The sequence below is a fragment of the Natronosalvus sp. KLKA75 genome (assembly GCF_059736265.1).
Map to the genome: position 1 here is coordinate 51,859 of NZ_CM185522.1, position 25,759 is coordinate 77,617.

Genomic DNA, 25,759 nt, shown 5'->3' on the forward strand with positions numbered 1-25,759 from the left:
GCTCGAAGAGGATAAATTGTGCCCCGGCGAGGACGACAGAACTGGCAGGGTCGTGTCGAGCGGATCTCGCGATTCTCAGTCGACGACGTGCTCGAGGTCGTACGACCCCAGGCGGCGAACCCACCCCTCTCGGCGAGGGACTCCAGGTCGGCGAGAGCCTCCTGGGTACGTTCCTCGTAGAGGCCGGCGTCGACGTCCATGTGGAAGACGTAATCGCCGAGTCGCTCGCCGCTTGGGCGGGACTCGACTCGGCTCAGGTTGATGTCGCGGTCGGCGAACGGCTCGAGGAGTTCGAGGAGCAGTCCGGGGTAGTTCGCGTTCGGATAGACGACGAGCGAGGTCTTCCCGCCGGCCTCCGAACGCTCGGAGGCGGGTGCGAGTGCGAAGAACCGCGTCGCGTTCGACGTCTGGTCCTGGATGTCGGCGGCGAGGACCTCGAGGTCGTCGCCCGCCGTGGCGGGGTGGGCGATGCCCGCGACGGAGGGGTTCTCGCGGGCGTATTCGACGCCCTGGGCCGTGCTCGAGACGGCCTCGAGGGTCGCATCGGGGTACTCGGACTCGAGGTAGGCGCGACACTGGGCGAGCGCCTGGGAGTGGCTGGCGATGGTGTCGAAGTTCGGCCCCTGTGCAAGCAGGGCGTGGCGGATCGGCGTGACGATCTCGCGGACGACGGCGACATCGTACTCCGCGAGGGCGTCCTGGCTCTCGGTGACGCTCCCCTCGATGCTGTTCTCGATGGGGATTACCCCGCGGTCGAACTCGCCGGCGGCGACGGCGGCGACGATGTCGGTGACCGACTGGCGGAAGACGACGTCGTCGTCGATCGCTCGCGTCGCACGGTGTGAGTACGTCCCCTCGGGGCCGAGCGTGACGGCTGTCATATCCGCAGGTGGGAGTCGAACCCCGAAAAGCGTGCCGAAGGTGGTGATTTCTCGAGTTCGCAGTCGGCCATCTCCACTTTTGACTCGACGCTAGAGCGACCCGTAATCGTCGCTGAAGATCTCGAGCGTGGCGACGAGCGCACCGAGGACGATGGGGCCGTAGAACAGCCCCATGAACCCAAAGGCAGTGACGCCACCGAGGACGCCGATAATGATCACGGCCGGGTTGAGTTCGGCGTAGCGGTCGACGACGATCGGTCGCATGTAGTCGTCCGAAAGACCGACGATGATGGTACTGTAGATCGCCAGCCCAATCGCGAACGCCGGCTGGTTGATCAGGAGCAGGTAGACCACAGCGGGGCCCCAGACCAGGAACGAACCGACGATCGGAATCAGCGAGAGGACGATCATGATGACCGTCCAGAACAGCGAGTTCGGGATGCCGACGACGAACAGGCCGATTCCCGCCAGTCCGCCCTGGACCAGCGCGATGAGGACGTGACCGGCCAGCACCGCCCACGTCACGTTCTCGAGTGAGTCGAAGAGGTCGGTCTGGACGGCGTCCGGAAGCGGCGTCACCTCCCGAAGCCACCGGAGCAAGGAGTCGCCGTCTCGGAGGAGGTAGTACAGCAAGAAGAGCGCCACGCCGATGCCGATGGCCGTGTGCGTGAGCCCCGCCAGCAGTTCCGGACTCCGTTCCAGGAGCGTCTGTCCCGCGGTTCGGGCCCACTCCATGGCCGTCGACTCGAGGTCGACCCCGAATCGCTCGGCGACCGACTGGAAGGGCTCAAGCGGAAGCGAATCGGCGTCGGCGCCTTCGACGAGGGCGCGGGCGTCGCGAAAGACGTACGCCACGACGATCACGACGGGGACGATGGCGAGAAGCAGGGCCAGCAAGACGAGCGAAAACGCGGCGATAGCGGGCGACGTTCGTTGCTCCAGGCGACGCTGGGCTGGCGTCAGCACGAACGCGAGGAGAACGGCGGCCAGCACGTACTGGATGTACGGGAGGACGAGTTGCGCCGACAACAGCAGGAGGACGGTGATGAGAACGAGCAGCGTCCCTCTCGATCGGTTCACACCTCGAACTCAACGGGGAGGGGGTTAAAAGCGGTGGCAGCAGGTACAGGCCGAGGCGGTCCCGCCGAGAGCAGCGACCCAGCCCTCGCCGAAGGCGCCTGCGTGAAGATCCGATTACTGCTGGGTAATCGGGGAAACATGGGATTGGCCGGCGTAAACGGTTCGTACGTCTCGACTGTCTCGTCGCTCGTCACACGGGTTCAAGGCCGTGGTTCACGAGAGATCACGTATGTCGACCCAGCTCGACCCGCTCTCGATCTCGGCCGACCTCCTCTACACGGTCAAGACGGACGGGGAGCGGGGCGCCCTCCGCGACCATCTCGCCACGCTCGAGCGGACGCGACTCGACCGGGCGCTCGGCGGCCGCGCGGAGAAACTCGCCTTCTGGCTCAACTGCTACAACGCGTACGTGCAGATCCTCCTCGAGGACGATCCCACGCTGCTCGAAGGTGGTGTGCTCGACCGCTGGAAGTTCTTCGCCAGGGATCGCGTTCCGATCGCCGGCGTCTGGCTGAGTCTCAACGACATCCAGCACGGACTCCTTCGTGGCTCGAGACACCCCTGGGGGATGGGGTACCTGCCGCGACCGTTCCCGACGGCCTTCGAGCGCCAGTTTCGGCTCGAATCAGTCGATCCCCGGATCCACTTCGCGCTGAACTGCGGCACCGAAAGCTGTCCGCCGGTGGCCGTCTACAGCCCTGCCGACGTCGAGACGGAACTCGAGACGGCGACCGACTGGTTCCTCGAGGAGAACGTGAGCTACCAGCCACGAGAGCGCGTTGCCCGCGTGCCGCGCGTCTTCCTCTGGTACCGCGGTGATTTCGGCGGCTCGAGCGGGATTCGGTCGTTCCTCGAGCGCTACGACGTGATTCCGCCCGGCGTGACGCCGACGTTGCAGTACGACGAGTACGACTGGTCGATGGATCTGGGGGACTACCGACAGAAATAGCTCGGATCGCCGCCAGCCCGGCGATCTCGAGGGTCTCGATTCTCCGAAAGCCGTCAGTTCCCGTGCCCTCGACCCTCGAGGTACTCCTTCGTTCGCCCGAGCAATACGTACTCGGCCCGCTGGAGGTCCGCTACCGATTCCGACCCCGTGACGAACATCGCCGTCTCGAGTTCGACGCGGAGGGTCTCGAGGAGGTCGACGACCGCCTCGGTTCCCTGCCCCGCCGGCGAGAGGAACGGCTTGGCGAGACCGCCAGCTTGCGCACCGAGGGCGATGGTCTTCGCCACGTCGAGTCCCGAGCGGACGCCGCCGCTGGCGATCACGGTGTCGTGGACGCTCGCGGCCTCGAGCGTGCTCACGGCGGTCGGGACGCCCCAGGCCCGGAAGCGTCGCCCGACGTGTTCCTGGCGGGTCGCGCCGACGGCGGCAGCCCGGTAGGACTCGATGCCCGACCACGTCGTCCCGCCCTTTCCGGCGACGTCGATGGCGTCGACGCCCGCCGCCGTCAGTCGCTCGGCGGTGCCCCGTGCGATGCCGTTGCCCGTCTCCTTGACGATTACCGGCACCGAGAGCTCGCTCGCGACCGTTTCGATGGCCTCGAGACAGCCACGGGCGTCGACGTCGCCCTCGGGCTGGACCGCCTCCTGGAGGAAGTTGAGGTGGATCGCCATCGCGTCCGCGTCGATCATCTCCACGGCGCGCTCGACGTCGCTCACGTCGTACTCGAGCAACTGGGCGGCGCCGACGTTGCCGTAGAGGAAGGCGTCGGGGCCGGCCTCCCTGACCACGGTGTAGGACTCGAGGAGGTCCGGATCGTCGAGTTCGAGGCCGGCGCGCTGGCTGCCGACGCCCATCGCGACGCCCGTCTCCTGGGCCGCGGCGGCGAGCGATCGGTTGATCTTCGTGGTGTTGGGGTGGCCGCCGGTCATGCTCTCGATGACGATGGGGGCCGCGAGTTCGTGGCCGAACAGGTCCACGCTCGTATCGATCTCGTCCCGGTGGATCTCCGGCAGCGCCTCGTGGACGAGTTCGATATCCTCGAATCCGGTCCCCGAGGTCTCGACGTCTTCTTCTTCTATAATGCGGATGTGGTCGTCTTTGCGGTCGGATGTCTCGGGCATCGCTTCGTCTCTGCTGTGTCGTTCGCCGGCGGTATTGAAAAGGTGTCCATTCGCGACGGTCGGTCGCCTACCCATTGCTATCGCCGGGTACCGCCTAATCGCCACCGTCGCTGGACCAATTGTGACGTGGCCCAACTGTGGGCCGCTCGCGTGGTGTCGGAATCGTTCAGGGCCGCTCCGAGCCGTTCGCGACCCACTCGAGCGACGACGAGGCGGGGGTGGAATCTCACCAGTTCAACGGAAAGGCGTCCGACCGTTTCAGGATTTTTGTGGCTGTCCGGCGAAGGCATCTCTATGTGGCGAGCAATCGTCCTCGGATTCAGCGTCGTCGAAACCCTGTTTCCCGACCGGATCATCGCCTGGGGAGAACGAAGAGCGTTCGAGAACCCGGACGCCGGCGAGTTGCGCACGTGGACCATACCGATGGCTCGGCTCGAGGGCGTGCTGTTCGCGTGGCTCGCCCTCCGTGAACGAGAACGCGCGCCGTCCGTCGGACCGGCTCTCGCCGTCCTCGGCGTACCAGCCCTCCTGGCCCCGGAGCGATTCGTTCGAACGGCGCTCGAACTCGCCTACCAGAATCCGGACGCCCTCGAGTTGAAACCGTGGGTGGTTCCGTTGACTCGAGCGATCGGTCTCTGCTACGTCGTCCTCGGCACGGTCGCCGGGCGTGTATCGGCACCCGCTGAGGACTCACGGTCAGAGGAGAATACTCGCCTGGAGTAGTGTCTGTTCCCGTCGACGGTACGCAGAACGTGATAAACAAGACGCGATACGCAGGATCCGATACGCAGGACACGCGTCTCGACGTACCCGGCTTCGAGCTAGTACGACCGCACTTCGAGTCCGTCGTCGGTTCCGACGTACGTCGCGTTCGCGAAATCGACGAACAGGCCGTGCTCGAGGACGGCGGGAATCGACGCGAGGTCGTTGCCGAGGGCGGCCGGGTCGTCGATCGAACCAAATGCGCAGTCAAGAACGAGGTTCCCGTTATCGGTGACCACGGGGCCGTCCTTATGCGTCGCCATACGGAGGGTCGGATCGCCGTCCAGGTCCTCGATGCGGCCCGCGACGACTGCGTGGGCCGCGGGGAGCACTTCGACTGGAACCGGCGCCTCGAGCGCGGGGACGAGTTTCGAGGAATCCGCGACGACGACGAACCGGTCGGCCGCGACGGCGACGAGTTTTTCGCGGGCGTGGGCCGCGCCGCCACCTTTGATCAGCGCCCCGTGGGCAGGGGAGTCGGGGTCGTCGACGACCTGGTCGGCCCCGTCGATAGCCAGGTCGATCCCGTCGACGGCGTCGAGATCCGTCAGCGGGATACCGACGTCGAGGGCCAGTCGCCTGGACTGAAAGGAGGTCGCGATTCCCCGAATCTCGAGGCCGTCCGCGACTGCACGGCCGAGTGCCTCGATGGCGTAGGCGGTCGTCGACCCGGTGCCGAGGCCGACGACCATCCCGTCTTCGACCTCCTCGGTTGCTCGTTCCCCCGCACGGCGCTTGTGGGCGTCGGCGCCGCCCGACGATTTCGCGCTCATACCGTCACGAGCGGGCGGCGACGGGAAAAACGTAGCCCTCGAGGTCGACCCTCGGTCGGCTGATCGAGACGAGTCGAGACCAACTCGGTCGGCGATTGCGGCGATTCGACCCCACCCCGCCAAAGTTTTTGGCTCGAGCGAGCCTTGTAGAGGGACGATGGGACCGAGCGACGACGCCGTGACGATGACCGACGTGCGGAAGACGTACCGCGTCGGCGAGCCGGTACACGCCCTCGACGGCGTCTCGCTGTCGATCCCGCGCGGGTCGTACACGGCCATCATGGGCCCGAGCGGATCGGGGAAATCGACGCTGATGAACCTCGTCGGCTGTCTCGATACCCCCACGTCGGGCACCGTCGCCGTCGACGGGGAAGATATTTCGACGCTCTCGGAACGCGAACGTACCCGCCTGCGGGGAACCAGGGTCGGATTCGTCTTCCAGACGTTCAACCTGATGCCGCGGTTGAACGCCCTCGAGAACGTGGCCCTCCCCCAGTTGTTCCGCAGCGTCGGTCGGACGGAGCGCCACGACCGCGCGCAGGATCTGCTCGAGCGCGTCGGACTCGGCGACCGACTCGATCACCTCCCGAACGAGTTATCGGGCGGCCAGCGCCAGCGGGTCGCCCTCGCCCGCGCGCTGGTGAACGATCCGGCGATCGTGCTCGCCGACGAACCCTCCGGCAACCTTGACACCGAGACGGAAGCGGACGTGCTCGACCTCTTCGAGGAGTTCCACGACGCCGGGACGACGCTCATCGTCGTCACGCACGAGCGCCACGTCGCCGAACGCGCCGAACGCATCGTCCACCTGCTGGACGGAAGCGTCGAGCGAATCGAACTACTGGAAGGTGGGGATGACAAGGCGTCCCCCGGTGGCGATTCTCGAGTGGAAACGAAGGGGTCTGCTGAGGGTGTTCGGAGCGAAGTTGCGAATGAAAAGACTGCTAATCGACCCTCGATTGATGGTGTGTCCTCGAACGACGATCTGTCCTCCGGCGATGACGACCCCGCCGCGAGCGATAATGACCCCACCGCGAGCCAAGACGACCCCACCACGAGCGAGGAGGAGCGCTGATGAACCCACTCGAGTCGCTCCGGCTCTCCTGGCGGTCGATTCGTGGCCACCGACTTCGGTCGGCGCTGACGACGCTCGGAGTGATCATCGGCGTCGCCGCCGTCATCGCCTTCGTCGCCCTCGGCGCGAGCCTGCAGGCCGGCATCATCGGCGACATCAGCCCCGACGACCAGCGGAACCTCTACGGCTGGGCGGCCGACCCGGATACCGAGGGCGGTCCGCTCGCCGGCGCCCAGTTCGTCTTCAGTCAGGACGACCTCGAGGCCGTCGAGGAACTCGAGGCCGTCGACGCCGCTTACGGCTATGCGACCATCGACGCCCAGTCGGTGACCCACGCGGGTGAGACCCGGTTACAGAGCAACGGCCTGATCGCCGCCGGCCCGTCCTACGTTCGCGAGTCCTCCCTGCGCGAGGGACGCCAGTTCGAGATGGGCGAGCGCGAGGCCGTCATCAACCCCGCAGCCGCCGAGCAGTTCGAGGAGAACGTCAGCGTTGGCGACGAACTCGAGGTCCGGATCGCTACCGGCGGAACCGAGACCGTTACCGTCGTCGGGATCACCGACACCTCGGAGGGGCTGAGCCCGTTCGAGGGGTTCGACGCGGCGCCACGAATGTACGTCCCGATGGATCCGTTCTACCTCGAGCAGGCGGTCGGTCCGGCGGGCGGAGGCGGCGGTTCGGGTGAGGGGAACGACGATAGCGAATCGGAAAACGACGAGGCCAGTTCGGAAACCGACGTCCGCTACCTCGCCATCATCGTTGAGGCCCCCAGCGCCGACGAGGGCGACGTCGACGCCGCTCGAGACGCTGCAACTGCGTACTTCAAGAGCGAGGAATCCGACGCAAGCGAGTTCCTCGGCGATGACGTCGCCGTCACCCTCCAGACCAGCACCCAGTTACTCCAGCAACTCGAGGACATCCTGGACATCCTTCAGAGCTTCATCGTCGGCATCGCCGCCATCTCGCTCGTCGTCGGTTCGATCGGTATCGCGAACATCATGCTCGTGTCGGTCACCGAGCGAACCCGCGAGATCGGAATTATGAAAGCCGTTGGCGCGCAGAACCGGGACGTTCTCGGACTGTTCCTCACGGAGGCCGTGATCCTCGGCGTGATCGGCGCGATACTGGGAACCGCCCTCGGACTGGCCGTTGCGGCCATCGGTGCCAGCTACATCGACATCCCGCTGGTGTACCCACTCGAGTACGTCGCCCTCGCCATCGTTGCCGGCATCCTGGTCGGCGTCCTGTCCGGGTTGTATCCGGCCTGGCGAGCCGCGAGGACAGATCCGATCGACGCGCTTCGATACGAGTGAGCGTCGGTCTCGGCCAATCGGACCGGAACTATCGGCGGTCTCGCTCGTGTCGCCGATTCGATTCTGGCTCGAGGTCCGTTCGTCGGCCTTCCGATTCGTATTCTAAATTGCGTTCTGAATCGAGTTCTCGACGATCCGGTCCGCGAGAAGTGTCGTCCGCACTGCTCGTCGGCGTGAGTCCGAGTGATCGCTGGAGTCGACGCCGTTCGTCCGGGTATTCGGCAGCGAGCATCGACCCGACGAAACCGCCGACGGCCGCGCCGCCAATGGTGTAGAGACAGGTGGCGACGCCGAACGCAAGGACGAAGAACAGTACCAGAGCGAACCCCTCTACGGGGAATCCACTAAGGGCGGCACCGAAGCCGAACAGACCGAGGAACAGGAAGAGTACGCCGGCAATCGGTACAGTCATGATCGCCCCCGCGAGCGCACCCGAAACGGTCCCCCTACGAGCGTCGCGGCCTTCGAGGAATCCGGACGCTGCACCGCCCAGGACGGTCGAAAACGGGAGAAACGAGAGAACGACCCCGACGATCGCTCCGATGACGGCGTGAACTGGCGTCGACGAGCGGACCATACGCCAATGTAGGACGCCGAATTGGAAAAATACCGTGCCCCCCGAGATAGGTATCTCATATCTGACACTCGTGGTGAGCGTCGGTCCTCGAGAAACGAGGCGACGCTCAAGGGTAGAGACCCGACTAGCTCAGTTGAAATCCTCGGCGGTTGATGCAAACGACGTGCTGCATACATGGCGCGAATGTCGCACGAGTCAAAGGCCGATTTACGAGGGTAGCGAACGGCCAGTATAGGTGAGATAGGTATCGAATAGTTGTGGCTCAAATCACTCCTTGAAGTTGGAGTACCTATTTAAGACACCTTATTGTACTGACAGACAATACAGTATGAATCGTCGGGAACTTCTCGTTGCGGGTGCTGTGAGTGTCCTCCTCGAGACGGGTGGCTGCATCGCCAACCTCAATCCACAGCGTGAAAATTCAGCCAATTTTGACGATAAAAACTCCACTGATGAGAACGTTATCCCGGGCTGTACGTCGAAAGCGGAGTGGGTAGATGACCATACCAACGGCCCGTTTCCCGGTCCAGACTCGATCGCCGGACGTCGCAATTGTGCGAACGCGGATCGCCCCGAACCTACCGGGGATGTTTGTGAGACGTTCGAGTTAGAGAAGCCGAACGGTGAAATCGACGAGTTACACAGCGTGGGTATCAAGCCGTATCCGGAGCCACCGAGTACGTTCGACGAAGAATCGCTGATAGAGTACGTGTACGAGTACGAAGACGCCTACCAGCAAAATAAGGCCGTGTCGGAGTACGGGAAACGAGCAATTGGTGCTGGAGCAGAGACCCTTGACAATTGGGGAGATCCGACACGAGTTCTTGAGCTCTACGATGAGATTACGGTCATCGGCATCCGTTTCGCTCCACCCGTAAATTACAGATCACACGACGGGAATTTCGTCGGTGATGATAATTTCAGCGACGAGGCAGTCTACGGGGTCGATGAGACCGGAGTCGTCCGCCTCCATGAACGGTATTTCGGCGATGAGAGAGCGGTCGTAAAAGAGACGCCCGATCCAGTCGAAGACGGCGACCTCCTCGAATGCTTTTGATCAACACGTGTAGTGAGCGGATAGTTCACTGATTTCATCGTGAAATAACCGAAGTCGCTGTACTGAACTCATTCTATGTATTCAGCAAGACCGCTGAGAATTGTAAGCAATGAATGTTTTAACAAAGCCAAAGGACTCAATCTCGAGGGATCGAGAAGTGACGCAATCTCGAGCAAAAACCTTTGAACGCGCTGACATCGGACTTATGCACCAGCGCGTCGATATCTCGCACGATGGGACTGGATCGACGGTCGTACCTTCGCGTCGCAACCGGATCCACGACGCTCGCCCTGACGTCGCTCGCGGGCTGTGCCACCCGCGAATCGGAACCAGAGCCACAGGAGCCAAACGGCGACGACGAACCGGCCGAACCCGAGGACGAAGGCGTCCTTCGAGTCGCGACGACGGACGCGTTCGCCCACGGCGAGAATCCCGCCTCAGCCTGGCTCAAAACCCAGTTCGAGGAGACGTTCGACAACGTCGAAGTCAACTGGGTTATTCCCGAATCCGGCATCGGTCACTACGTCGAACGCGAGCAACGCGGATTTCTCCCGGACGTCGATGCCTACGTCGGCCTCTCGGCAGCCGACCTCGCGACCGTCGACCACGACCTCGAGGAGGGTGGCCTATTTCGCGAACTCAACCGGGATCGAATCGAGACGCTCGACGGTGTCGTCGACGAACTCGACCTCGAGGATCCAGACGAACGTATCGTCCCGGTCAGTACGCAGTACTCCTGTCTGATGGTCGATGAAACGCGTATCGACCCACCGACCAGACTCGAGGAACTCGGCGAATCGGCCTACGCCGACTCGCTGCTCACCCCGACGCCATCCCGCGGTCGCGGCGGCGCCTTCCTCGACTGGCTGTTCGAATCCGCCGGTCCAGACGACGCGCTGACTGTCTGGGCCGAGCTCGAGGACAACGGACTCGACGTCTACGACACCTGGGTCGAGACGCTGCTGGCGTACGCCGAGCGCGCTCGACCGATGACCGTCGCCTACGCGGCGGATGCGCTCGTGGCGATCGATCGGGCAGTGACGTCAGATACCGACGAGACGCGGGGGAGCGAGCAAAACGAAACTGATGGCCCGGACAATGCGACCGACGGAACTGGGGCCGATGGCGACGATTCCACCGATTCGGGTGCAGACGACGAGTCGGATTCGGACGGCGGCGGTTCCAACGGCGAGGACTCGAGCGCAGACGACGACTCGGGGGACGACTCAGACGGCGAAGCGACCGACGAAACGGCCGACGTCGGCGGCGACCCCGATCAGTACCAGATCACGTACCTCGACGGGGAGGCCTACGCCGAACCCCTCCAGATGGCCATCTTCGAAAACGCGATCAACGTCGACCTGGCCTACACGTTCCTCGAGTTCGCGCTCTCGCCGGAGATTCAGGCCGGACTCGCTCCACGCCTCGGGCAGTACCCGGTGCGCCCGATCGCCGAACTCGAGTTTCCCGAAGAGTTCGACGTCTACGCCGACTACGCCGAGGATCCGCCGTCCGTCGTGACGTTTTCGTACGAAACCCGCCGGGACGACCTCCCAGCGTGGCGCGGTGCCTGGGAGGAGGAGTTCGATTACTGATAACACCCCGGAAGAGCGCTGAAGCGGGCGCTGCGCGGAATTTCCTGTAGCGAGAAGTTTGAGACGTTTCGACGAGAAGTTGGGGCGTCGCGACAGGAGCTCGGGGCGTCGCGGCGGGAAGTCAGAGGCGACGCGGCGAGAACTCGAGAACATCTTGCCGCGAAAATTGGAATGCCTTACTGGCTCGACTCGAGCCGCTCGCGAAATCGCTCGAGGCCGAACTCGAGCATGTCGGGACTGACCGGCTGAAACTCGTCGTCGTCCGGAAGGAACTGACGAACCGAATCCCAGCTGTCGCGAGCGTACCGTTCGTCGAGCAGGATGCGGACACCAATGTCCTCGGGCGAGCGGATCACCCGACCGATCGCCTGCCTGGCCTTCCGAACCGCCGGGACCGTCAGCGCGTAGGTGAACCCGTCGCCGAACGCGTCGTCGTAGGCTCGTCGAATCGCCTTCGTCCGCGGACTCGCCGTATTGACGATCGGAACGCCGCAGATGACCGCCGCTGCGAGGCGATCCCCGCTGTAATCGACGCCCTCCGTCAGGGTCCCACGGAGGCTCGTGACGAGTATCTTACCCCCACCCGCGAAGAACTCGTCTTTCAGCGATTCAGTGGCGTCGTCGCTGCTCGAGGCATCGAGCAAGACGGACTTGTCGACTCCTGGACGCGCCTCGAGGACCGACGCGGCCCACTCCGCCTCGCCATAACTCGGCATTCCGACGAGGACGTTCCCCGGAAGTCGGGCGACCTGTGCCAGCGCGTCCGCGTACGCGGTTCGCGTCGGCGTCTCCTCGCCAGGCGGCCCCCGGTTGTCGTAGGTGAACTTCGGCACCGACACCGCGAAGCTCTCGCGATTAGCCTCGGGGAAGTGCAGGCCGTACTGCCGTTCGACGACCGGACGCCCTTCCTCGCGCGCGAGGTATTCGAGACCCGTGACCTCCCGGAAGGCGTCCATCGGCTCGAGAGTCGCGCTCATCAAGATCCCGCCGCCGAACGCCGACAGTCGCGACCCGATAGCGTCACTGGGAACGCAGCTGTGCAGGGCGAGTCGAGCCGTGTACGCTCGCCGCCAGGAGTCGGCCGGCTCCATCTCGTCCCAGGTTCGCTCGAGTTCGATTTCTCGGAAGTTCGTCGTGTGATCGCGACGGTACCACTCCCCGAGCAAGCGGCCGACGGCGGGCGAGGCCCGGGTCTTCTCCTCGTCCTCGGCCTCGTTGAGAATCCGCTCGACGACCGCGCCGACCGACTCGGCTCGCACCCAGATCGCGTCGCTGTACCCCGCCTCGGCCGCCCACTCGGAAATCTCGTCCTCGGCCGGCATCGTCGGGTCGCGGAGCGGGATTTCGTCGTCCTCGAGGGACGTCAGATCCGACTGCCAGGCTCGATTTGTCCGCTCCAAGTGGGCACGAACTCGACGGTCGAGTTCCCCGCGGAGGTCCTGGACGAACTCGAGGGTGCGCTCGAGTTCCTCGATCGAGACGTCGGTGTCGTTCAGTTCGGCGCGAACGAGGTCCGCGTCGGCTGTCTTCGAGCCACCCTGGGCCTGGCGACCCTCCTGGTCGAATCGAACCGGCTGGAGCACCCGCGAGAGTTCGGTTTCGGCGTCCCGAAGCGTGGTGTCTGCGACCATGTCGCTCACCAGATCGCGAACCCGGGGCTCGAGCATGTGTGCTTCGTCGCAGACGACGAACGTCGATTCGTCGAGTAGGGCGCCGGTGAACGCGGCGGTCGTCGTCGGGTCAAAGGCGTGGTAGTAGTTGCCGATGACGACCTCCACATGGCCCAGTACGGCCCCCATCACCGAGTGCGGGCAAGTGCCGTGTCGAACCGACCCAGCGACGAGATCTTCAGGCGTGAGCAGCCCGGTTTCGGTCACGTCGAAGGGAGCCGCTTCGACTGGATCGGCGTCGCTTCCCTCCTCCGGCAGGTCCTCGAGATACTGGGCGTAGAACGGACAGTACTCGACCTCGCTTCCCGCGGGGCCGCCGGTGTTGTACTCCGGCATCTCCGGTGGGTACGGCGTCGGTTCGCCCGCCGTCTCGAGATAGCGCGCGCCGGCGTGGCTGACGGACGATCCGCTCGTTCCTGCGCCGCCGTTTCTGCCATCGACACCCCCTTCGGTTCCACTGGAACTGCTGCGCCCGTGCCGGCTCCCGCGACCGCTATCGGCCAGGCCAATCTGCTGGCTTCGGGCCTGGGCGGCAAGCGCACCGGCCGTCGTCGAGCCACCCTCGCCGGTGAGGTCGCGCGTGCGATCGCGGAGGGTCTCGCATCGGTCGTAGACGTTGTCGTCACTGATTCCGCCTGCGTTTTCGCGGTTGTACGGGCAGACGTCGGCCTTGCCGACGAGCGTGAGTCCAGAAATCGGGTTCCAGTCGGTGGGCAGGTTCTCGTTGATCGTCTCGAGGTCCGTCTCGAACTGGCGCAGTTGCTGTTTGACGCTCGTGAGGACGAACACCCGTTCGTACTGGCTGTCGGGGTCACGAACGAGGTCGATGCCCGCCGTGAGTGCGATCATCGTCTTGCCGGTCCCGCAGGCTCCTTCGATGACCGTGTACCCGCCCTCAGTAGCGGTTTCGATGGCCGTCTCGATCCCGTCGACTTGCTCGTCGTAGGGTTCGTCGTGGCCGAACACTGGGCGCCAGTCCGTCATCTCCTCCGTACTCATCGTCGGTCGTGCATAGGGTTGACGGACTGATCTGGCCGCGGCATCGTATATAAAGGATCGGCAGCGGCGTTTGCAGTCGAAAAACGAATCGTCGGTCGGTAGCGACGAGATGAATCGTCGTCACGCGAGTTTGCAGTCGAATCGACTCGTAGGTTGAGCCCTGGTGGGCCGTCGTCTCGACTGGAACGCGAGGCGGTGCTGGTATGCAAAGCAGCGCTGGAAAGCGAGACTGCGCTGAAACGCGAGGCTCGCTAGAACACCACCTGACGATTCGGAAACCACCACTGTAACGCACCACAAAAGACACGGGCCGGCCATCGGAACGACCAGCCGCGACCCTGTATTCCCAGGTGGCCACCCCCCAGTGGCCACTCGAAGAGGCGATGGCTCGAAACGTAAACCTTTGGATAACTTTCACACAGTGAAACGACTGTGTCCAGGTTCACAGAGTAAGACGACGAACGTCCACGTTCACAGAGTGAAATGACGAGCAGCCGGCGACTCGAGGCGCGGGCACAATCAGAGCGCGTGCTTGTACGCCTCGAGTGTTCGCTCGACGTCTTCCTCGGTGTGGCCGTAACTGACGAACTGGCTCTCGAACTGGTTCTGGGAGAGAAAGATGCCCTGGTCACGCATCTCGCCCCAGAAGATCCGCCGCCAGCGTTCGGTTTCGGCTCGCTTGACGTCGGCTGCGTTCTTCGGACAGTACTCGTAGCGCGGACAGTCGGGATTCTGGCGACAGCCGGCTTCACACTGGCCCTCGAGTTCGTCCCGGGAGGGGCCCTCGCGCGTAAAGATTACTTTGAACATGCTGTCGGTTCCGACCACGGTGTAGTTCGGCGTCTGGTCCGCGAGGACGTCGGTGAGACCGGCCCGGAGCATCTCCCCGAGCCCGTTGACGTGGTCGTAGACGTCGTTTTCGGCCGCGAACGTGAGCGTCTCGAGTCCGGCGGCCATCGTCACGGGGTGGCCGGAGAAGGTTCCGGCCTGGAAGACGTCCCCGGTAGGTGCGAATCCCTCGATCAACTCGGCGCGGCCACCGATGGCGCCGACGGGAAACCCGCCGCCGATGATCTTGCCGAAGGTGGTGAGGTCGGGCGTGATGCCGAAGTGACTCTGCGCACAGCCTAGCCCGCCGACGCGAAAGCCGGTGATGACCTCGTCGAAGATCAGGAGCGAGTCGTGATTGTCGGTGAGCTCACGAAGGGTCTCGAGGTAGCCGTCGACGGGGTGGACGATGCCGTAGTTGGCGAGGATCGGTTCGACGAGGACGCCAGCGATGTCGCCTCCGTGTTCCTGGAAGACCTCGCGGACGGCCGCTTCGTCGTTGAACGGGACGGGAAGGGTGTGCTCGGCGAACGCCTGCGGGATGCCGGCAGAGGAGGGAGCGGGATGGTCGGCGTCGCCCTCGACCAGCGTCGACTCCTGGGCGCCGTGGTAGCCGCCCTGCATGATGACGATCTTGTTTCGACCGGTCGTTCCGCGGGCGAGGCGGACGGCCGAGACGGTCGCTTCCGTCCCGGAGTTGACGAACCGGATCTTCTCGACACTCGGGACGTGCCGGACGACGAACTCGGCGAGGTCGACCTCGAGTTCGGTCGGTGTACCGTACATCGGACCCTCGCTAGCGGCTCGCTGGACCGCCGCCTGGACGGGTTCGGGGAGGTCGTGTCCGAGGAGCAGGGGCCCGAGTCCCATGACCCAGTCGACGAGTCGATTGCCGTCGGCGTCGACGACGTGGCCGCCGTCGCCCTTCCGGACGAAAAAGGGATACGGCTCGATGGCCGCCCGGACGGCGGAGTTGACGCCGCCGGGCATGACGGACAGCGCCCGGTCGTACAGCGCGCGTGAGCGTTCGTCGTTCATGGTATGGTCGGCGCTTTGGTCGCGGACGGCAAAGATGTACCGAGGTCTGGTTCCGTCACGATCGGAGACTGGTGTGTTGGCGTTTGGATCGTGCCTGAAAGCGTAGTGATTCTCGAGTCGAAACGAAGGGGTGTTTGGTCCTACGTCGGTTCCTATTAGATGATTGATGTTAAAGGGAAGATGATTAAGTGAATTATTCTGAGGTGTTTGCCGGGGTTAGAACACCCCCACCCCTTCGTTTCGGGTGGAGACGGTCAGAGGGGTGGTGGGTTTCGTGGGCCGGGAGAGCCGGATCGGCGATCGAGTGGGGACGATTTCTGCTCGAGACGGCAGGAGAAGCCGTGAGAGTCGTGAATTCGGAGAGAACAGGCGGTCTAGTAACTCAAGCCGTCTAGAACGGCGTTTCTAGTAGAGTCTAGTAACAAAAACCAACCCACCTAGTAAGATGCGTTATTTGCTAGTGCTGCGGACTAATTTATCGGGAGGTATCTTAAACCTTCCCGTCCTAGAAACCCCTCCCACCCCACCCCTCCTTTTCGCTCTCCACCTGAAACAAAGGGGTGGGGGGTCCCCTCCAAATCCCTCTCCGAGAGATCGTGTTATCGTACCTCATGGAACGTGGTTTTCACTCACAAATCTCTCTTTCAATCTCCAGTCTCGTTGGGACTCCCGACATCGTCCGATTCCCCCTCTGCCAAACCTTCGTCCTCTACCACACCCCGTTCTTTCCAATCCTTCTCCTACTCCTGCCTCGGCTCCTCTCACTCTCTGCCCTTGGCTCGCCTCACCCTCCGCTTTCGACTTCTCCAGCGCTCTGCGTTCAATATCGAGACCTTCACTGACCACTTGAAGCGACAGCCGGTCGTCACCACTGGCTCGAGGCGACGACGGCCAATCGCTCCATGACCGGAATCCCCAACACAATTATACAGTTCTCGTCGTTCGTTTACGTGAAACTCCGGACGATTCCCATGACATCCGACTCTGACTCCGACTCCGACTCAACGGACGCTCGAGACGATCACGCAACCGTCCTCTTCAATCTCCTCGAAGGGAACGAACGACACGTCGATTCCCTCGCCGACGGCTACTTCGACGCCGTTCGAGACGAACAACACCCCGACGTCGTCACCATGTGCTGTTCGGATTCGCGGGTTTCACAGGAAGGCATGTGGTCGATCGACCGTCCTGGAGCCATCTTCACGCCGAGTACGATTGGAAACCAGATCTGGGACGTCGAGGACGGCGAGCGATTCGTCGACGGGAGCGTTCTGTACCCGATTCACTACACCGACACGGAGGCGGTCGCCGTCGTCGGTCACACCGGCTGTGGTGCCGTCACGGCTGCCTACGAGGTTGCGTCGGGTGACGAGGAACCCCCGGGCCCACGCGGGGTCACCAAATGGGTCGAGGCGCTCGTTCCCGTCGTCGAGTCGGGTCTCGAGAGCGAACTGGTAGATACCGATATTGGATCCGACGATGACGTTGATGCCGACGCCGACACCGGAATTATCGACCAGCTCGTCGAGTACAACGTCCACCGACAGGTCTCGTACCTTCGAATGGCGGAATCGATTCCGTCCTCAGTCTCCTGCTACGGCTTCGTCTACGATTTCCACGAAACCTACGGATCCGAACCGGGGCGAGCGTACCTGGTCAACCTCGACGGCGAAACCGACCCGCGAGCCATCGCGATGGACCTTCCCGATACGTACGCCGATAGCGTCTCGAGCCTGCTCTACTGACCACGATAGCCGCCGTCGATACGGACGACGATCCTTCTCACCCACGTTCCGACGGCCATCAACGATTCCGTACTCGGAAGTGATGTGTCACGCGGTAGGTTTCGTCTCGAGGTGAAGCGATCCGCGGGCCGAATCTCGAGGCGAAGTGAACCGCGGACCGAACGTTATTCGTCCTCGCGTTCGAACGCTCGAGTATGCCACAACCCCCGATCTGGGACTCGCTGTGGGGTTTCCTCGAGAACGACACCAACTTCTACTACGCTATCGGGTTCCTCACGATCGCCATCTTCGTCGCCGCGTTCGTCGCCGTCTCGCTGACTAGCTCGGTAGACCTCACCCAGGGCGGCTTCCTCGGAATCATCGCAGGGTTCTCCATGTTCATGCTGGTCTTTTTCGTCTCGATCTTCGCCCAGCGACTCGAGGACCAGGAGTAGCCACGAGTCGAGACGCCGCCAGAGTGTCTCTCGAGGTCTTTCAGCCACCCATTCCGGCTGGAGGCTACATCGGAACGGTTATCCGTCTTCCCCGACTCTCTTTAGAAGCAATGGCGAAAGGAACCGTTGATTTCTTCAACGACACTGGCGGCTACGGATTCATCGAGACTGAGGACGCGGACGACGACGTTTTCTTCCACATGGAAGACGTTGGCGGCCCTGACCTGGAAGAAGGCCAGGAAATCGAGTTCGACATCGAGCAGGCCCCCAAGGGCCCGCGCGCGACGAACGTCGAGCGCCTGTAAATCGGGAATTCACTGAGGTATCGCTTTTGAACTATATTTTTCGCTCGCGAGTGACGACGCTACCGTTCGCGCTCACTCTCGTGATTCGACACTAACCAGTCTCCAGTCCCTGATTCACGCTCGAGTCACGGGTACGTCTTCGGGTCCTCAGGTGCGATCCCAGAGGTCCTCGGGTAAAAACCTCGAGTACGACGAATCTTGCTCGACACGAAATGGTGCCCTCGTCGCGAGAACCTTCGTCGCCGGGCCCTCGCCGACGCGGACAAGCGTACCCAAACTGATCCGGGTTACAGAGTCCGAACCGTTTTGTCGCTCACGCGCTCACGACCGATATGGACGACACCGAATCCGCCGAACCGAATCCGGACCCTGAGCCGACGATTCGCCGTACCGACGACGTCGAGTACGAACCCGTCGATGCCGCGGACGGACTCAACAAAGGCGTCCTCATCGCGGCCGAACACGGGGCCCCGAACTTCGCGATTCGCCGGTTCACCCTCGAGGCCAGCGCCGAGGTTCCGCCGCACACGAACGCCGTCGAGCACGAGCAGTACGTCCTCGAAGGCGAGTACGTCGTCGGGATCGGTGACGAGGAGTACGACGTTGAAGCGGGCGACTCCCTCCTGATCCCGGCCGGAACTGTCCACTGGTATCGCAACGAAACCGACGCTGCGGGCGCGTTCCTCTGTGCCGTTCCCAACGGCGAGGACGAGATCGAACTCCTCGAGTAAGCGAACCGACTCATTTCGGTCGGCCTAAATCAGTGCACTTTTACGCTGTTAGGCTAGCCTAAAACGTATGAAATCGAATCGGACGCGACGGGCAGTCCTGGCGACTGGAACGGCGGCACTCGCCGGCCTCGCAGGGTGCGTGAGCGGTACCGACCGAGAGGGTGAGGGAGACCCAGATTCGAACGACGGGAACGGCACCGACGACGGCTCGGGGAACGAGAACTCGAGCGACACCGATGGAAACGAAGGCAACGGTTCCTATTCAGTCACGATGGAACCCGTCGGCACCCTCGAGTTCGACGAGCCGCCCGAACGGTGGGCGACGTACTTCTCCGGGTACGCGGACATGGGCGTCGCCCTCGGCGTCGGCGACGGCCTCCTCTCGGTCGGCAACGCGCCACGGTATCACACGCAGTACTACGACAAACTCGAGGGCGTCTCCGTCGAGAAGGACGACCTTGTCCAGCTAATCGGCGAGGGCGGCATCGACAAAGAGGTGTTCTACGATCTCGAGGCCGACCTCCACCTGATGGACCCGAACTGGCTGGTCAAAAACGGCGCGTTCAACCTCGAGCAGTCCGACGTGGACGAGATTTCGACGGAAATCGCGCCGTTCATGGGGAACGTCATCTTCCGACAGACCGACCCGTGGCACGACTACCGGTACTACTCCCTGTACGAGGCCTTCGAGATCGTCGCCCAGATCTTCCAGCGCGAGGAGCGCTACGAGGCGTTCGCGTCGCTCCACGACGAGTTCATCTCGGACGTTCAGGCGGAGCTACCGCCCGAATCCGAGCGCCCGAACGCCCTGCTCGTCTGGGGCGGCGAGGAGCCCGAAGCGTTCTCGCCATACCGGCTCGGTGAGGGGACGAGCAAGAAACAGTGGCGCGACCTCGGCATCGGGGACGCCTTGGAGGGAACCGGCGTCGATGGACTGAGCACGGACGACCGCGGCCAGATCGACTACGAGACGATGCTCGAGGTCGACCCCGACGTGCTCCTCGTGCGCGGACACGAAGCCAAGTCCGCCGAAGAATTCGAGGACTCCGTGCTCGCGTTCATGCAGGATCACCCCATGGCGAGCGACCTCACGGCCGTCCAGGACGAGCGCGTCTTCCGCGGCGGTCCGCTCTACCAGGGCCCGATCATCAATCTCTTCACGACGGAACGCGCCGCACTGGAACTGTTCCCCGACCGGTTCGAGGGCGATCTGTTCGACCGCGAGCGAGTTGCCGAAATCGTCACCGACGGGCCCTGAAATGGGTGATTCGAGGACGTCACAGGAACTGTCCGCACGACTCGAGAGCTACGGGTGGATAGACGCTCGACTGGTCGGAGTCGCCATCGCGAGCGTGGGAGTTGTGCTCGTCTCGCTGTTCGTCCAGGTGAGCTTTGGCGTGTACTCGATGTCCATCACGGAGGCGTGGTACGCCGTCCTCGACGCCGACGTCTGGTACGACGAGCGGGTGTTGCTGTCGTTCCTCCTCGGCGAGGATCTGATGCGGACTGTGCTGTTCGTGCCCGAGAGTTACGAACTCCCCAACCTGGCGAGGAACACGACGATCGTCTGGAACGGCCGCTTGCCGCGGGTACTCGCCGCGGTGCTGGTCGGCTCGAACCTCGCGATTTCTGGCGCGATCTTCCAGGCGGTGACCCGAAACGAACTCGCGAGTCCGTACATCCTCGGGGTCTCCTCGGGCGCCGGACTGGCGATCTTGCTCACGCTCGTGATCTTCTCGGGAATGGCTGCGTTGCTCCCGATTAGCGCGGCTCTCGGCGGTGCGATCGCGTTTGTCCTCGTCTACGCCATCGCCTGGAAGGGCGGAACTAACCCCGTTCGACTCGTGCTCGCGGGCGTGATCGTCGGCACCGTCTTCAATTCGCTCCAGACGGCCCTCCTCCTGTTCGCTCAGGACATGGCGACCGTGCAGACGGCCATCTCCTGGACGACCGGGACGCTCACTGGCGCGGACTGGGACGAGGTCCGTCTCGTCCTCCCCTGGACGATCCTTACCTCGATCCTCGCGCTGGCGGGCGCGAGACAGTTGAACGTCCTCCTGCTGGGAGAACGAACCGCTGGCGCGCTCGGAATGTCCGTCGAGCGCGCCAGATTCGGCCTCTCGGGAATTGCAATCGTGGCGGCGTCGTCGTCGATCGCCGCGGCGGGCATCGTCGGTTTCGTCGGACTCATTGTCCCTCACGCCGTACGAACGCTCGTGGGCTCGGATTACAAGCGCCTCATCGTGGGCTGTCTGTTCGTCGGTCCGGCGTTGCTGGTCACTGCCGACGTCGGCGCGCGACTGGGGATGGCTGTCCTCTTCGGCAGCACGAACCAGCTCCCGGTCGGTATCCTGACCGGCCTGATTGGCGGGCCGTACTTCCTGTATCTCATGCGCAGACGCAAACACCTGGGTGATCTCTAGCCATGAAACGCCTGCCAAACCTCCGCGGGAGCGCTCGAGAAGAGGAGACGAAATCGTCGGAATCGCCGGACCCGTCAGAACCACCGGAGTCGGATACCGACGGCAGTCCGTCCACCACCGACGAAACCACACACTCGAGTCGCGAACGAACCTCGAGCCCAGAAACCGACTCGACAACCGACGGTGCCGACGCGAAACCGGACGCCTCGGGCTCGAACGGCTCGAGCGCCCTGGACGCGACGCGAACGTCCTCGAACACCGTCCGACCCACGCGATCAGGAAGCGAACTCGTCGGCACGGACCTCGAGATCGGCTACCCCGACACTGACGAGCCAGTCGTCGAGTGCGAACGGATCGACCTGCCTGCAGGCGAGGTGACGGCGCTGGTCGGCCCGAACGGAAGTGGGAAGTCGACGCTCCTGAAGTCGCTCGCTCGTCAATTGGCACCCGACCGGGGAGCCGTCCTTCTGGACGGAGACGACACCGACGAGTTTGGGAAGAAGTCGTTCGCCCGGCAGGTCGGCCTCCTCTCCCAGGAACACGACTCGCCGGGGAGCATCACCGTTGAGGAACTGGTCTATCACGGTCGCTATCCCTACCGCGGGTTCTTCGACGCGGTCGACGAGGCGGACGCGGAAGCCGTCGACCGCGCCATCGATTTAGCCGGCGTCGATCACCTCCGCGAGGCAGACGTCGGGAGCCTCAGTGGCGGTCAGAAACAACTGGTCTGGATCGCAATGAGCTTAGCCCAGGAGACCGACGTCCTCTTGCTCGACGAACCGACGACCTACCTCGATTTACACCACCAGCTCCGGGTGCTCGAGGTCGTCGACGCGCTGACGACCGAACGCGACGTGACGGTCGGCGTCGTCCTGCACGACATCGGCCAGGCGGCCCGCTACGCGGACAACCTGGTGGCGCTCAAAGACGGCAGCGTCTACGACTGGGGGCCGCCGGACGAGGTGGTCACGGACGTCCTGCTCGAGGAGGTCTTCGGCGTGGTCGCGACCGTCGGCTACGGTGAAGAGGGCCCGATCATCCAGCCCCACCATCCGGTCGACCGCTGACGTCGCGCGAGCGCGTTCGAGGGTCGTCGGGATCGGCCTATTCGTCGCTCGACGTTTCGGCCGCGCAACGCTCACTCGAGCCGCGTTGAATGGGGACAAATCGGAGAAAACGTCCGTCAAATGGCGTCAAACCCTGGAAAACCGCTTCCACCGAGTTACTGCTTGAAGTGGGTCTGGCGACCAGAGCCGAGTGCAGTCATGAACCGAACAACGCTGATCGCAGCCGTGCTGGCAGTGCTCGTGATAACGACCGGCTTCGCCGCCGCAGTGCCCGGAAACGCGCCCACGTCCGTGGGTGCGGACGACAACAGTTCCGACGTTCCGGCGGACGATCGCGCCGAGAATGCGGACGATCGCGCCGAAGCTGGTGACGACCGCAACGCTGACCGCGCCGACGACCGACGCGGGAACGCCACTGGCGCCGATCGCGGCGCTGACACCCGACAGGGCCCGAACGCCGACCTCCCCGCGCAGGTTCCCGATCACGTTTCCGCGATCCACGACCGAATCGCAGCCTTCCTGAACGGCAGCCTCGAGGGGACGCTCGGCGAGGCGATACGTGACGTGACACCGGACGATGAGGAGGAGACGGACGAGCAGGAGTCCGACGAACGCGACGAACGTAACGAGGCCGACGACGAGACCGACGACGATACCGACGAAGGTGACGAGCAGGAAGCCGACGAAAACGACGAGACCGACGAAAACGACGTGACGCCAGACGATGAAGAGGAGACCGACGAGCAGGAAGCCGACGATAGCGACGAAAGCGACGATAACGACGAAGGACGCGAAGACACGGAAGACGCTGATGACGACGTCGAGGAGTCGAACGACACCGACGAATAAGGCCGATCCTTCGACCCACTCTACGGAGTCATCGACTCTCGAGGTGGACGTAATGGATCCTGAACCCCGTCCAACCTGAGACGTTCTTCCGACCTTCGAGGCTATTCGATACCGTCTCGACCGGCTGTTTTACAAAATCTATACGTAACCGAATCAACTCGAACCGGCTGACAGCTCCTTTCCAATCGAAGTTCGATTCGATACCTGCGATACGAACTCCGTTACCAGCACATCGACTCTCGTTCTCACTTTCGTGTATTTTAAGCGATGTGGCAAGCATCGACTCGTATGAACCGTCGCGTCGGCGCAATTGTCCTGGTGGTCTTGCTCTGCTTCTCCGGCGTCGGACCGACGGCCGGCGTATTCGGGGTGGCCGCGGCCGGGGCGACACAACCCGAATCGAACGCGTTCCAGCAGGACCGGATCGACGCCGACGAGGTCCGAATGGACGTCGCTATTCGGCCCGACGGGACCGCCGAGTGGACCCTCGAGTTCTGGATTCGTCTCGACGACAACGAGAGCGAGGCAGCGTTCGAATCGCTGCGCCAGGACATCCGCGACGACCCCGACAATTACACGCAATCGTTCGCCGACCGGATGACCGAGACGGCCGCGACGGCGAGCGAAGCGACGGGTCGGGAGATGACCGTCGACGGATTCGATGTGGAGACCCAGCGGCAGTCACTCTCGCGGGAGTACGGTGTTGTCAGGTACACATTCGACTGGCACGGCTTCGCCGCCGTCGAAGACAGCGAAATCCACGTGGGCGACGCCATCGAGGGAATCTATCTCGACGAGGGAACGCGATTGCTCGTCGAGTGGCCCGAAGGCTACGAACGCAGCACGGTCGCACCCGATCCCGACGACGAACGCGACCGCGCGGTGATCTGGCGCGGCGGCGAGACCGATTTCGTCTCCGGGGAGCCTCGAGTGATCCTCGCCGCCGGTGGCGGTTTGAGTACGACGACCATGGTCGCAGTCGCGCTCGCCGTCGTCGCACTCGCCGCTGGTGGAGCCTGGTGGTATCGAAATCACGACCAGCCAGCCGGCCGGGACGGCGCCGGAGGGGATACGGTCACCCATCCAGGTACGCAGACGACGGATCGGTCCGACGAGACCGGCGCTCACCTCGCCGACTCTGGGGATGAAGCGGGAACTCGAGACGGACCAGCGTCTGAACCGCCGGCCGATCAGTCGACGTCGTCGGCCAACCAGCCAACGTCGTCGCCCGATCAGTCGACGTCGCCCGCCGCCGGGACTCCAGACATGGAACTTCTGAGCAACGAGGAGCAGGTCATCAATCTCCTCGAGTCACGCGGCGGCCGGATGAAACAGCAGTCGGTCGTCGAGGAACTGGACTGGACGGACGCGAAAACCAGCAAAGTCGTCACCGGCCTCCGAGAGGAGGGTAAACTCGAGTCGTTCCGGCTGGGTCGGGAAAACGTGCTCTCGCTTCCGGAGGCAGAGGGTCCAGGAGATGTGGATTCCGGGAATGACGACTCGTCGGCAGCCGGCGGTAACGGCGGTGACGGACGACAATGATCCGTTCGGTCGTCAGTCTCGAGCCCGCGGCGCCGGGATCGTCAGAATCACCAATATCGACGAAATCGATAGACGGAACCGGATCGAAAATGGCGTTGAATCGCGTTGATGGTCGTTGACCCGGGGCCATCGACTCCAACGTATATCATCGAACCAGTACAATACCCACCAATGAATCGACGCACATCGATGGCACTGACGGTTGCCCTCCTCGTCGCGGCGGTAGCGGTTCCGCTCGCGGCGGCGAGCGTCGTCCCGAACGGCGCCGTCCAGGAGGGATCCGACGCCGAGAACGAATCGATCGCCCCCGGTGAACAGCTATCGGCAGCCGTCGGCGTCCAGGACGCCGAACTCGAGGGCGACGTCTCCGAACGAGCGTTCGGTCTCGAACTGGCGAACGCCGAGTCCGACGAGGCGAAGGCGGCGATCATCGCCGAGCGCCACGGAGAAGACGAAGCGCGCCTCGAGAAACTCGAGGGGAGACTCGAAACACTCAACGAGTCCCGCGAGGCGGGCGAGGTCAGCGAAGGGCACTATCGCGCGGAGGTCGCGAAGGTCGTCGCCGAGATGGGGAGCGTCGAGCGACGTGCTGCCATCGGCGCGACCGCCGCCGGTGAGTTGCCGACTGACGTTCTCTCGGCACAGGGCGTCGACGTCGACGAGATTCGGACGCTCCGGGAGCGAGCCGGCGAGCGTGGTGGTCCCGACGTCGCAGCGACGGCGCGGTCGATCGCCGGTGAGGGGGTCGGCCAGCCGACGGACGATCGGTCGCCCGACGGCGGCAACGAAACGGCTCGAGACCGTGGGAACGAGACCTCTGGAGACCGCGGAAACGAGAGCGCTGACGAGGGATCGTCGAACGGACGGTGATCTTGTGTTCTCGTCGAACAGACAGTGATCTCGCGGAGTCGTCGAATGGACAGTGACCTCGAGAGACCACCGACG

22 protein-coding genes and 1 pseudogene are annotated in these 25,759 nt (G+C 63.6%); 16 read left to right on the forward strand and 7 right to left on the reverse strand.

Translation table 11 applies throughout. The features are described from left to right. Positions 1–75 precede the first annotated feature (75 nt). Positions 76–881: pseudogene (gene pheA, locus AC6I65_RS00265) on the reverse strand (prephenate dehydratase). A gap of 90 nt (positions 882–971) precedes the next feature. Beyond that, positions 972–1,961: an AI-2E family transporter gene (locus tag AC6I65_RS00270; RefSeq protein ID WP_497902121.1), complete on the reverse strand. Its 990-nt coding sequence runs from the start codon at positions 1,959–1,961 to the stop codon at positions 972–974. Between the two features lie 229 nt (positions 1,962–2,190). Between AC6I65_RS00270 and AC6I65_RS00275 the strand changes: the two genes are divergently transcribed. Further along, on the forward strand, positions 2,191–2,910 hold the full coding sequence (locus tag AC6I65_RS00275) for a DUF547 domain-containing protein (protein ID WP_497902122.1): 720 nt from the start codon (positions 2,191–2,193) through the stop codon (positions 2,908–2,910). 53 nt (positions 2,911–2,963) lie between these two features. Here AC6I65_RS00275 and fni read toward each other — a convergent pair whose 3' ends face one another. Then, a complete protein-coding gene (fni, locus tag AC6I65_RS00280; protein ID WP_497902123.1) occupies positions 2,964–4,031 on the reverse strand; it encodes a type 2 isopentenyl-diphosphate Delta-isomerase in 1,068 nt (355 codons plus the stop codon). Positions 4,032–4,325: 294 nt separating this feature from the next. Between fni and AC6I65_RS00285 the strand changes: the two genes are divergently transcribed. Continuing rightward, positions 4,326–4,754 carry a hypothetical protein gene (locus AC6I65_RS00285; protein ID WP_497902124.1) on the forward strand — a complete coding sequence of 143 codons (429 nt, stop codon included), beginning with the start codon at positions 4,326–4,328 and terminating at the stop codon, positions 4,752–4,754. 98 nt (positions 4,755–4,852) lie between these two features. Here AC6I65_RS00285 and rpiA read toward each other — a convergent pair whose 3' ends face one another. Then, a complete protein-coding gene (rpiA, locus tag AC6I65_RS00290; RefSeq protein WP_497902125.1) occupies positions 4,853–5,566 on the reverse strand; it encodes a ribose-5-phosphate isomerase RpiA in 714 nt (237 codons plus the stop codon). A 157-nt stretch (positions 5,567–5,723) separates the two neighbouring features. Here rpiA and AC6I65_RS00295 point away from each other — a divergent pair, with 157 nt between their 5' ends. Continuing rightward, entirely contained in the window at positions 5,724–6,641 is a 918-nt protein-coding gene (locus AC6I65_RS00295; RefSeq protein WP_497902126.1) for an ABC transporter ATP-binding protein, read from the forward strand. Next, positions 6,641–7,954 (forward strand): ABC transporter permease, encoded by a 1,314-nt coding sequence (locus AC6I65_RS00300; RefSeq protein WP_497902127.1) that lies wholly within the window; start codon positions 6,641–6,643, stop codon positions 7,952–7,954. Before AC6I65_RS00295 ends, AC6I65_RS00300 begins: the two co-directional genes overlap by 1 nt. 28 nt (positions 7,955–7,982) lie before the next feature. Here AC6I65_RS00300 and AC6I65_RS00305 read toward each other — a convergent pair whose 3' ends face one another. After that, the gene (locus AC6I65_RS00305; RefSeq protein WP_497902128.1) at positions 7,983–8,531 is read right to left on the reverse strand and encodes a DUF5518 domain-containing protein; all 549 of its coding nucleotides are present in this window, start codon (positions 8,529–8,531) and stop codon (positions 7,983–7,985) included. Between the two features lie 328 nt (positions 8,532–8,859). Here AC6I65_RS00305 and AC6I65_RS00310 point away from each other — a divergent pair, with 328 nt between their 5' ends. Continuing rightward, positions 8,860–9,588 (forward strand): hypothetical protein, encoded by a 729-nt coding sequence (locus AC6I65_RS00310; protein ID WP_497902129.1) that lies wholly within the window; start codon positions 8,860–8,862, stop codon positions 9,586–9,588. A 233-nt stretch (positions 9,589–9,821) separates the two neighbouring features. Beyond that, on the forward strand, positions 9,822–11,183 hold the full coding sequence (locus AC6I65_RS00315) for an ABC transporter substrate-binding protein (RefSeq protein WP_497902130.1): 1,362 nt from the start codon (positions 9,822–9,824) through the stop codon (positions 11,181–11,183). 176 nt (positions 11,184–11,359) lie between these two features. On the opposite strand, the gene AC6I65_RS00320 is transcribed toward AC6I65_RS00315, so the two are convergent. Next, positions 11,360–13,837 carry an ATP-dependent DNA helicase gene (locus AC6I65_RS00320; protein WP_497903134.1) on the reverse strand — a complete coding sequence of 826 codons (2,478 nt, stop codon included), beginning with the start codon at positions 13,835–13,837 and terminating at the stop codon, positions 11,360–11,362. A 534-nt stretch (positions 13,838–14,371) separates the two neighbouring features. Next, positions 14,372–15,718, reverse strand: a complete 1,347-nt coding sequence (hemL, locus tag AC6I65_RS00325; protein WP_497902131.1) for a glutamate-1-semialdehyde 2,1-aminomutase — start codon at positions 15,716–15,718, stop codon at positions 14,372–14,374. Positions 15,719–16,689: 971 nt separating this feature from the next. Between hemL and AC6I65_RS00330 the strand changes: the two genes are divergently transcribed. The 10 genes from AC6I65_RS00330 (at position 16,690) to AC6I65_RS00375 (ending at position 25,684) form a co-directional block, all read left to right on the forward strand. After that, entirely contained in the window at positions 16,690–17,463 is a 774-nt protein-coding gene (locus AC6I65_RS00330; protein WP_497902132.1) for a carbonic anhydrase, read from the forward strand. A 194-nt stretch (positions 17,464–17,657) separates the two neighbouring features. After that, complete coding sequence (locus AC6I65_RS00335) at positions 17,658–17,897, forward strand: hypothetical protein (protein ID WP_497902133.1); 240 nt, start codon at positions 17,658–17,660, stop codon at positions 17,895–17,897. Between the two features lie 110 nt (positions 17,898–18,007). Then, positions 18,008–18,202 carry a cold-shock protein gene (locus AC6I65_RS00340; protein WP_252701219.1) on the forward strand — a complete coding sequence of 65 codons (195 nt, stop codon included), beginning with the start codon at positions 18,008–18,010 and terminating at the stop codon, positions 18,200–18,202. Between the two features lie 332 nt (positions 18,203–18,534). Then, the gene (locus AC6I65_RS00345) at positions 18,535–18,933 is read left to right on the forward strand and encodes a cupin domain-containing protein (protein ID WP_497902134.1); all 399 of its coding nucleotides are present in this window, start codon (positions 18,535–18,537) and stop codon (positions 18,931–18,933) included. Between the two features lie 67 nt (positions 18,934–19,000). Then, complete coding sequence (locus AC6I65_RS00350) at positions 19,001–20,191, forward strand: ABC transporter substrate-binding protein (RefSeq protein ID WP_497902135.1); 1,191 nt, start codon at positions 19,001–19,003, stop codon at positions 20,189–20,191. Position 20,192: 1 nt separating this feature from the next. Next, complete coding sequence (locus AC6I65_RS00355; protein ID WP_497902136.1) at positions 20,193–21,356, forward strand: FecCD family ABC transporter permease; 1,164 nt, start codon at positions 20,193–20,195, stop codon at positions 21,354–21,356. 2 nt (positions 21,357–21,358) lie between these two features. Then, positions 21,359–22,423, forward strand: a complete 1,065-nt coding sequence (locus tag AC6I65_RS00360; protein WP_497902137.1) for an ABC transporter ATP-binding protein — start codon at positions 21,359–21,361, stop codon at positions 22,421–22,423. Positions 22,424–22,621: 198 nt separating this feature from the next. Next, positions 22,622–23,272, forward strand: a complete 651-nt coding sequence (locus tag AC6I65_RS00365; RefSeq protein WP_497902138.1) for a hypothetical protein — start codon at positions 22,622–22,624, stop codon at positions 23,270–23,272. 288 nt (positions 23,273–23,560) lie between these two features. After that, positions 23,561–24,814 (forward strand): DUF7345 domain-containing protein, encoded by a 1,254-nt coding sequence (locus AC6I65_RS00370; RefSeq protein WP_497902139.1) that lies wholly within the window; start codon positions 23,561–23,563, stop codon positions 24,812–24,814. Between the two features lie 171 nt (positions 24,815–24,985). Then, entirely contained in the window at positions 24,986–25,684 is a 699-nt protein-coding gene (locus tag AC6I65_RS00375; RefSeq protein ID WP_497902140.1) for a hypothetical protein, read from the forward strand. Positions 25,685–25,759: the final 75 nt, after the last annotated feature.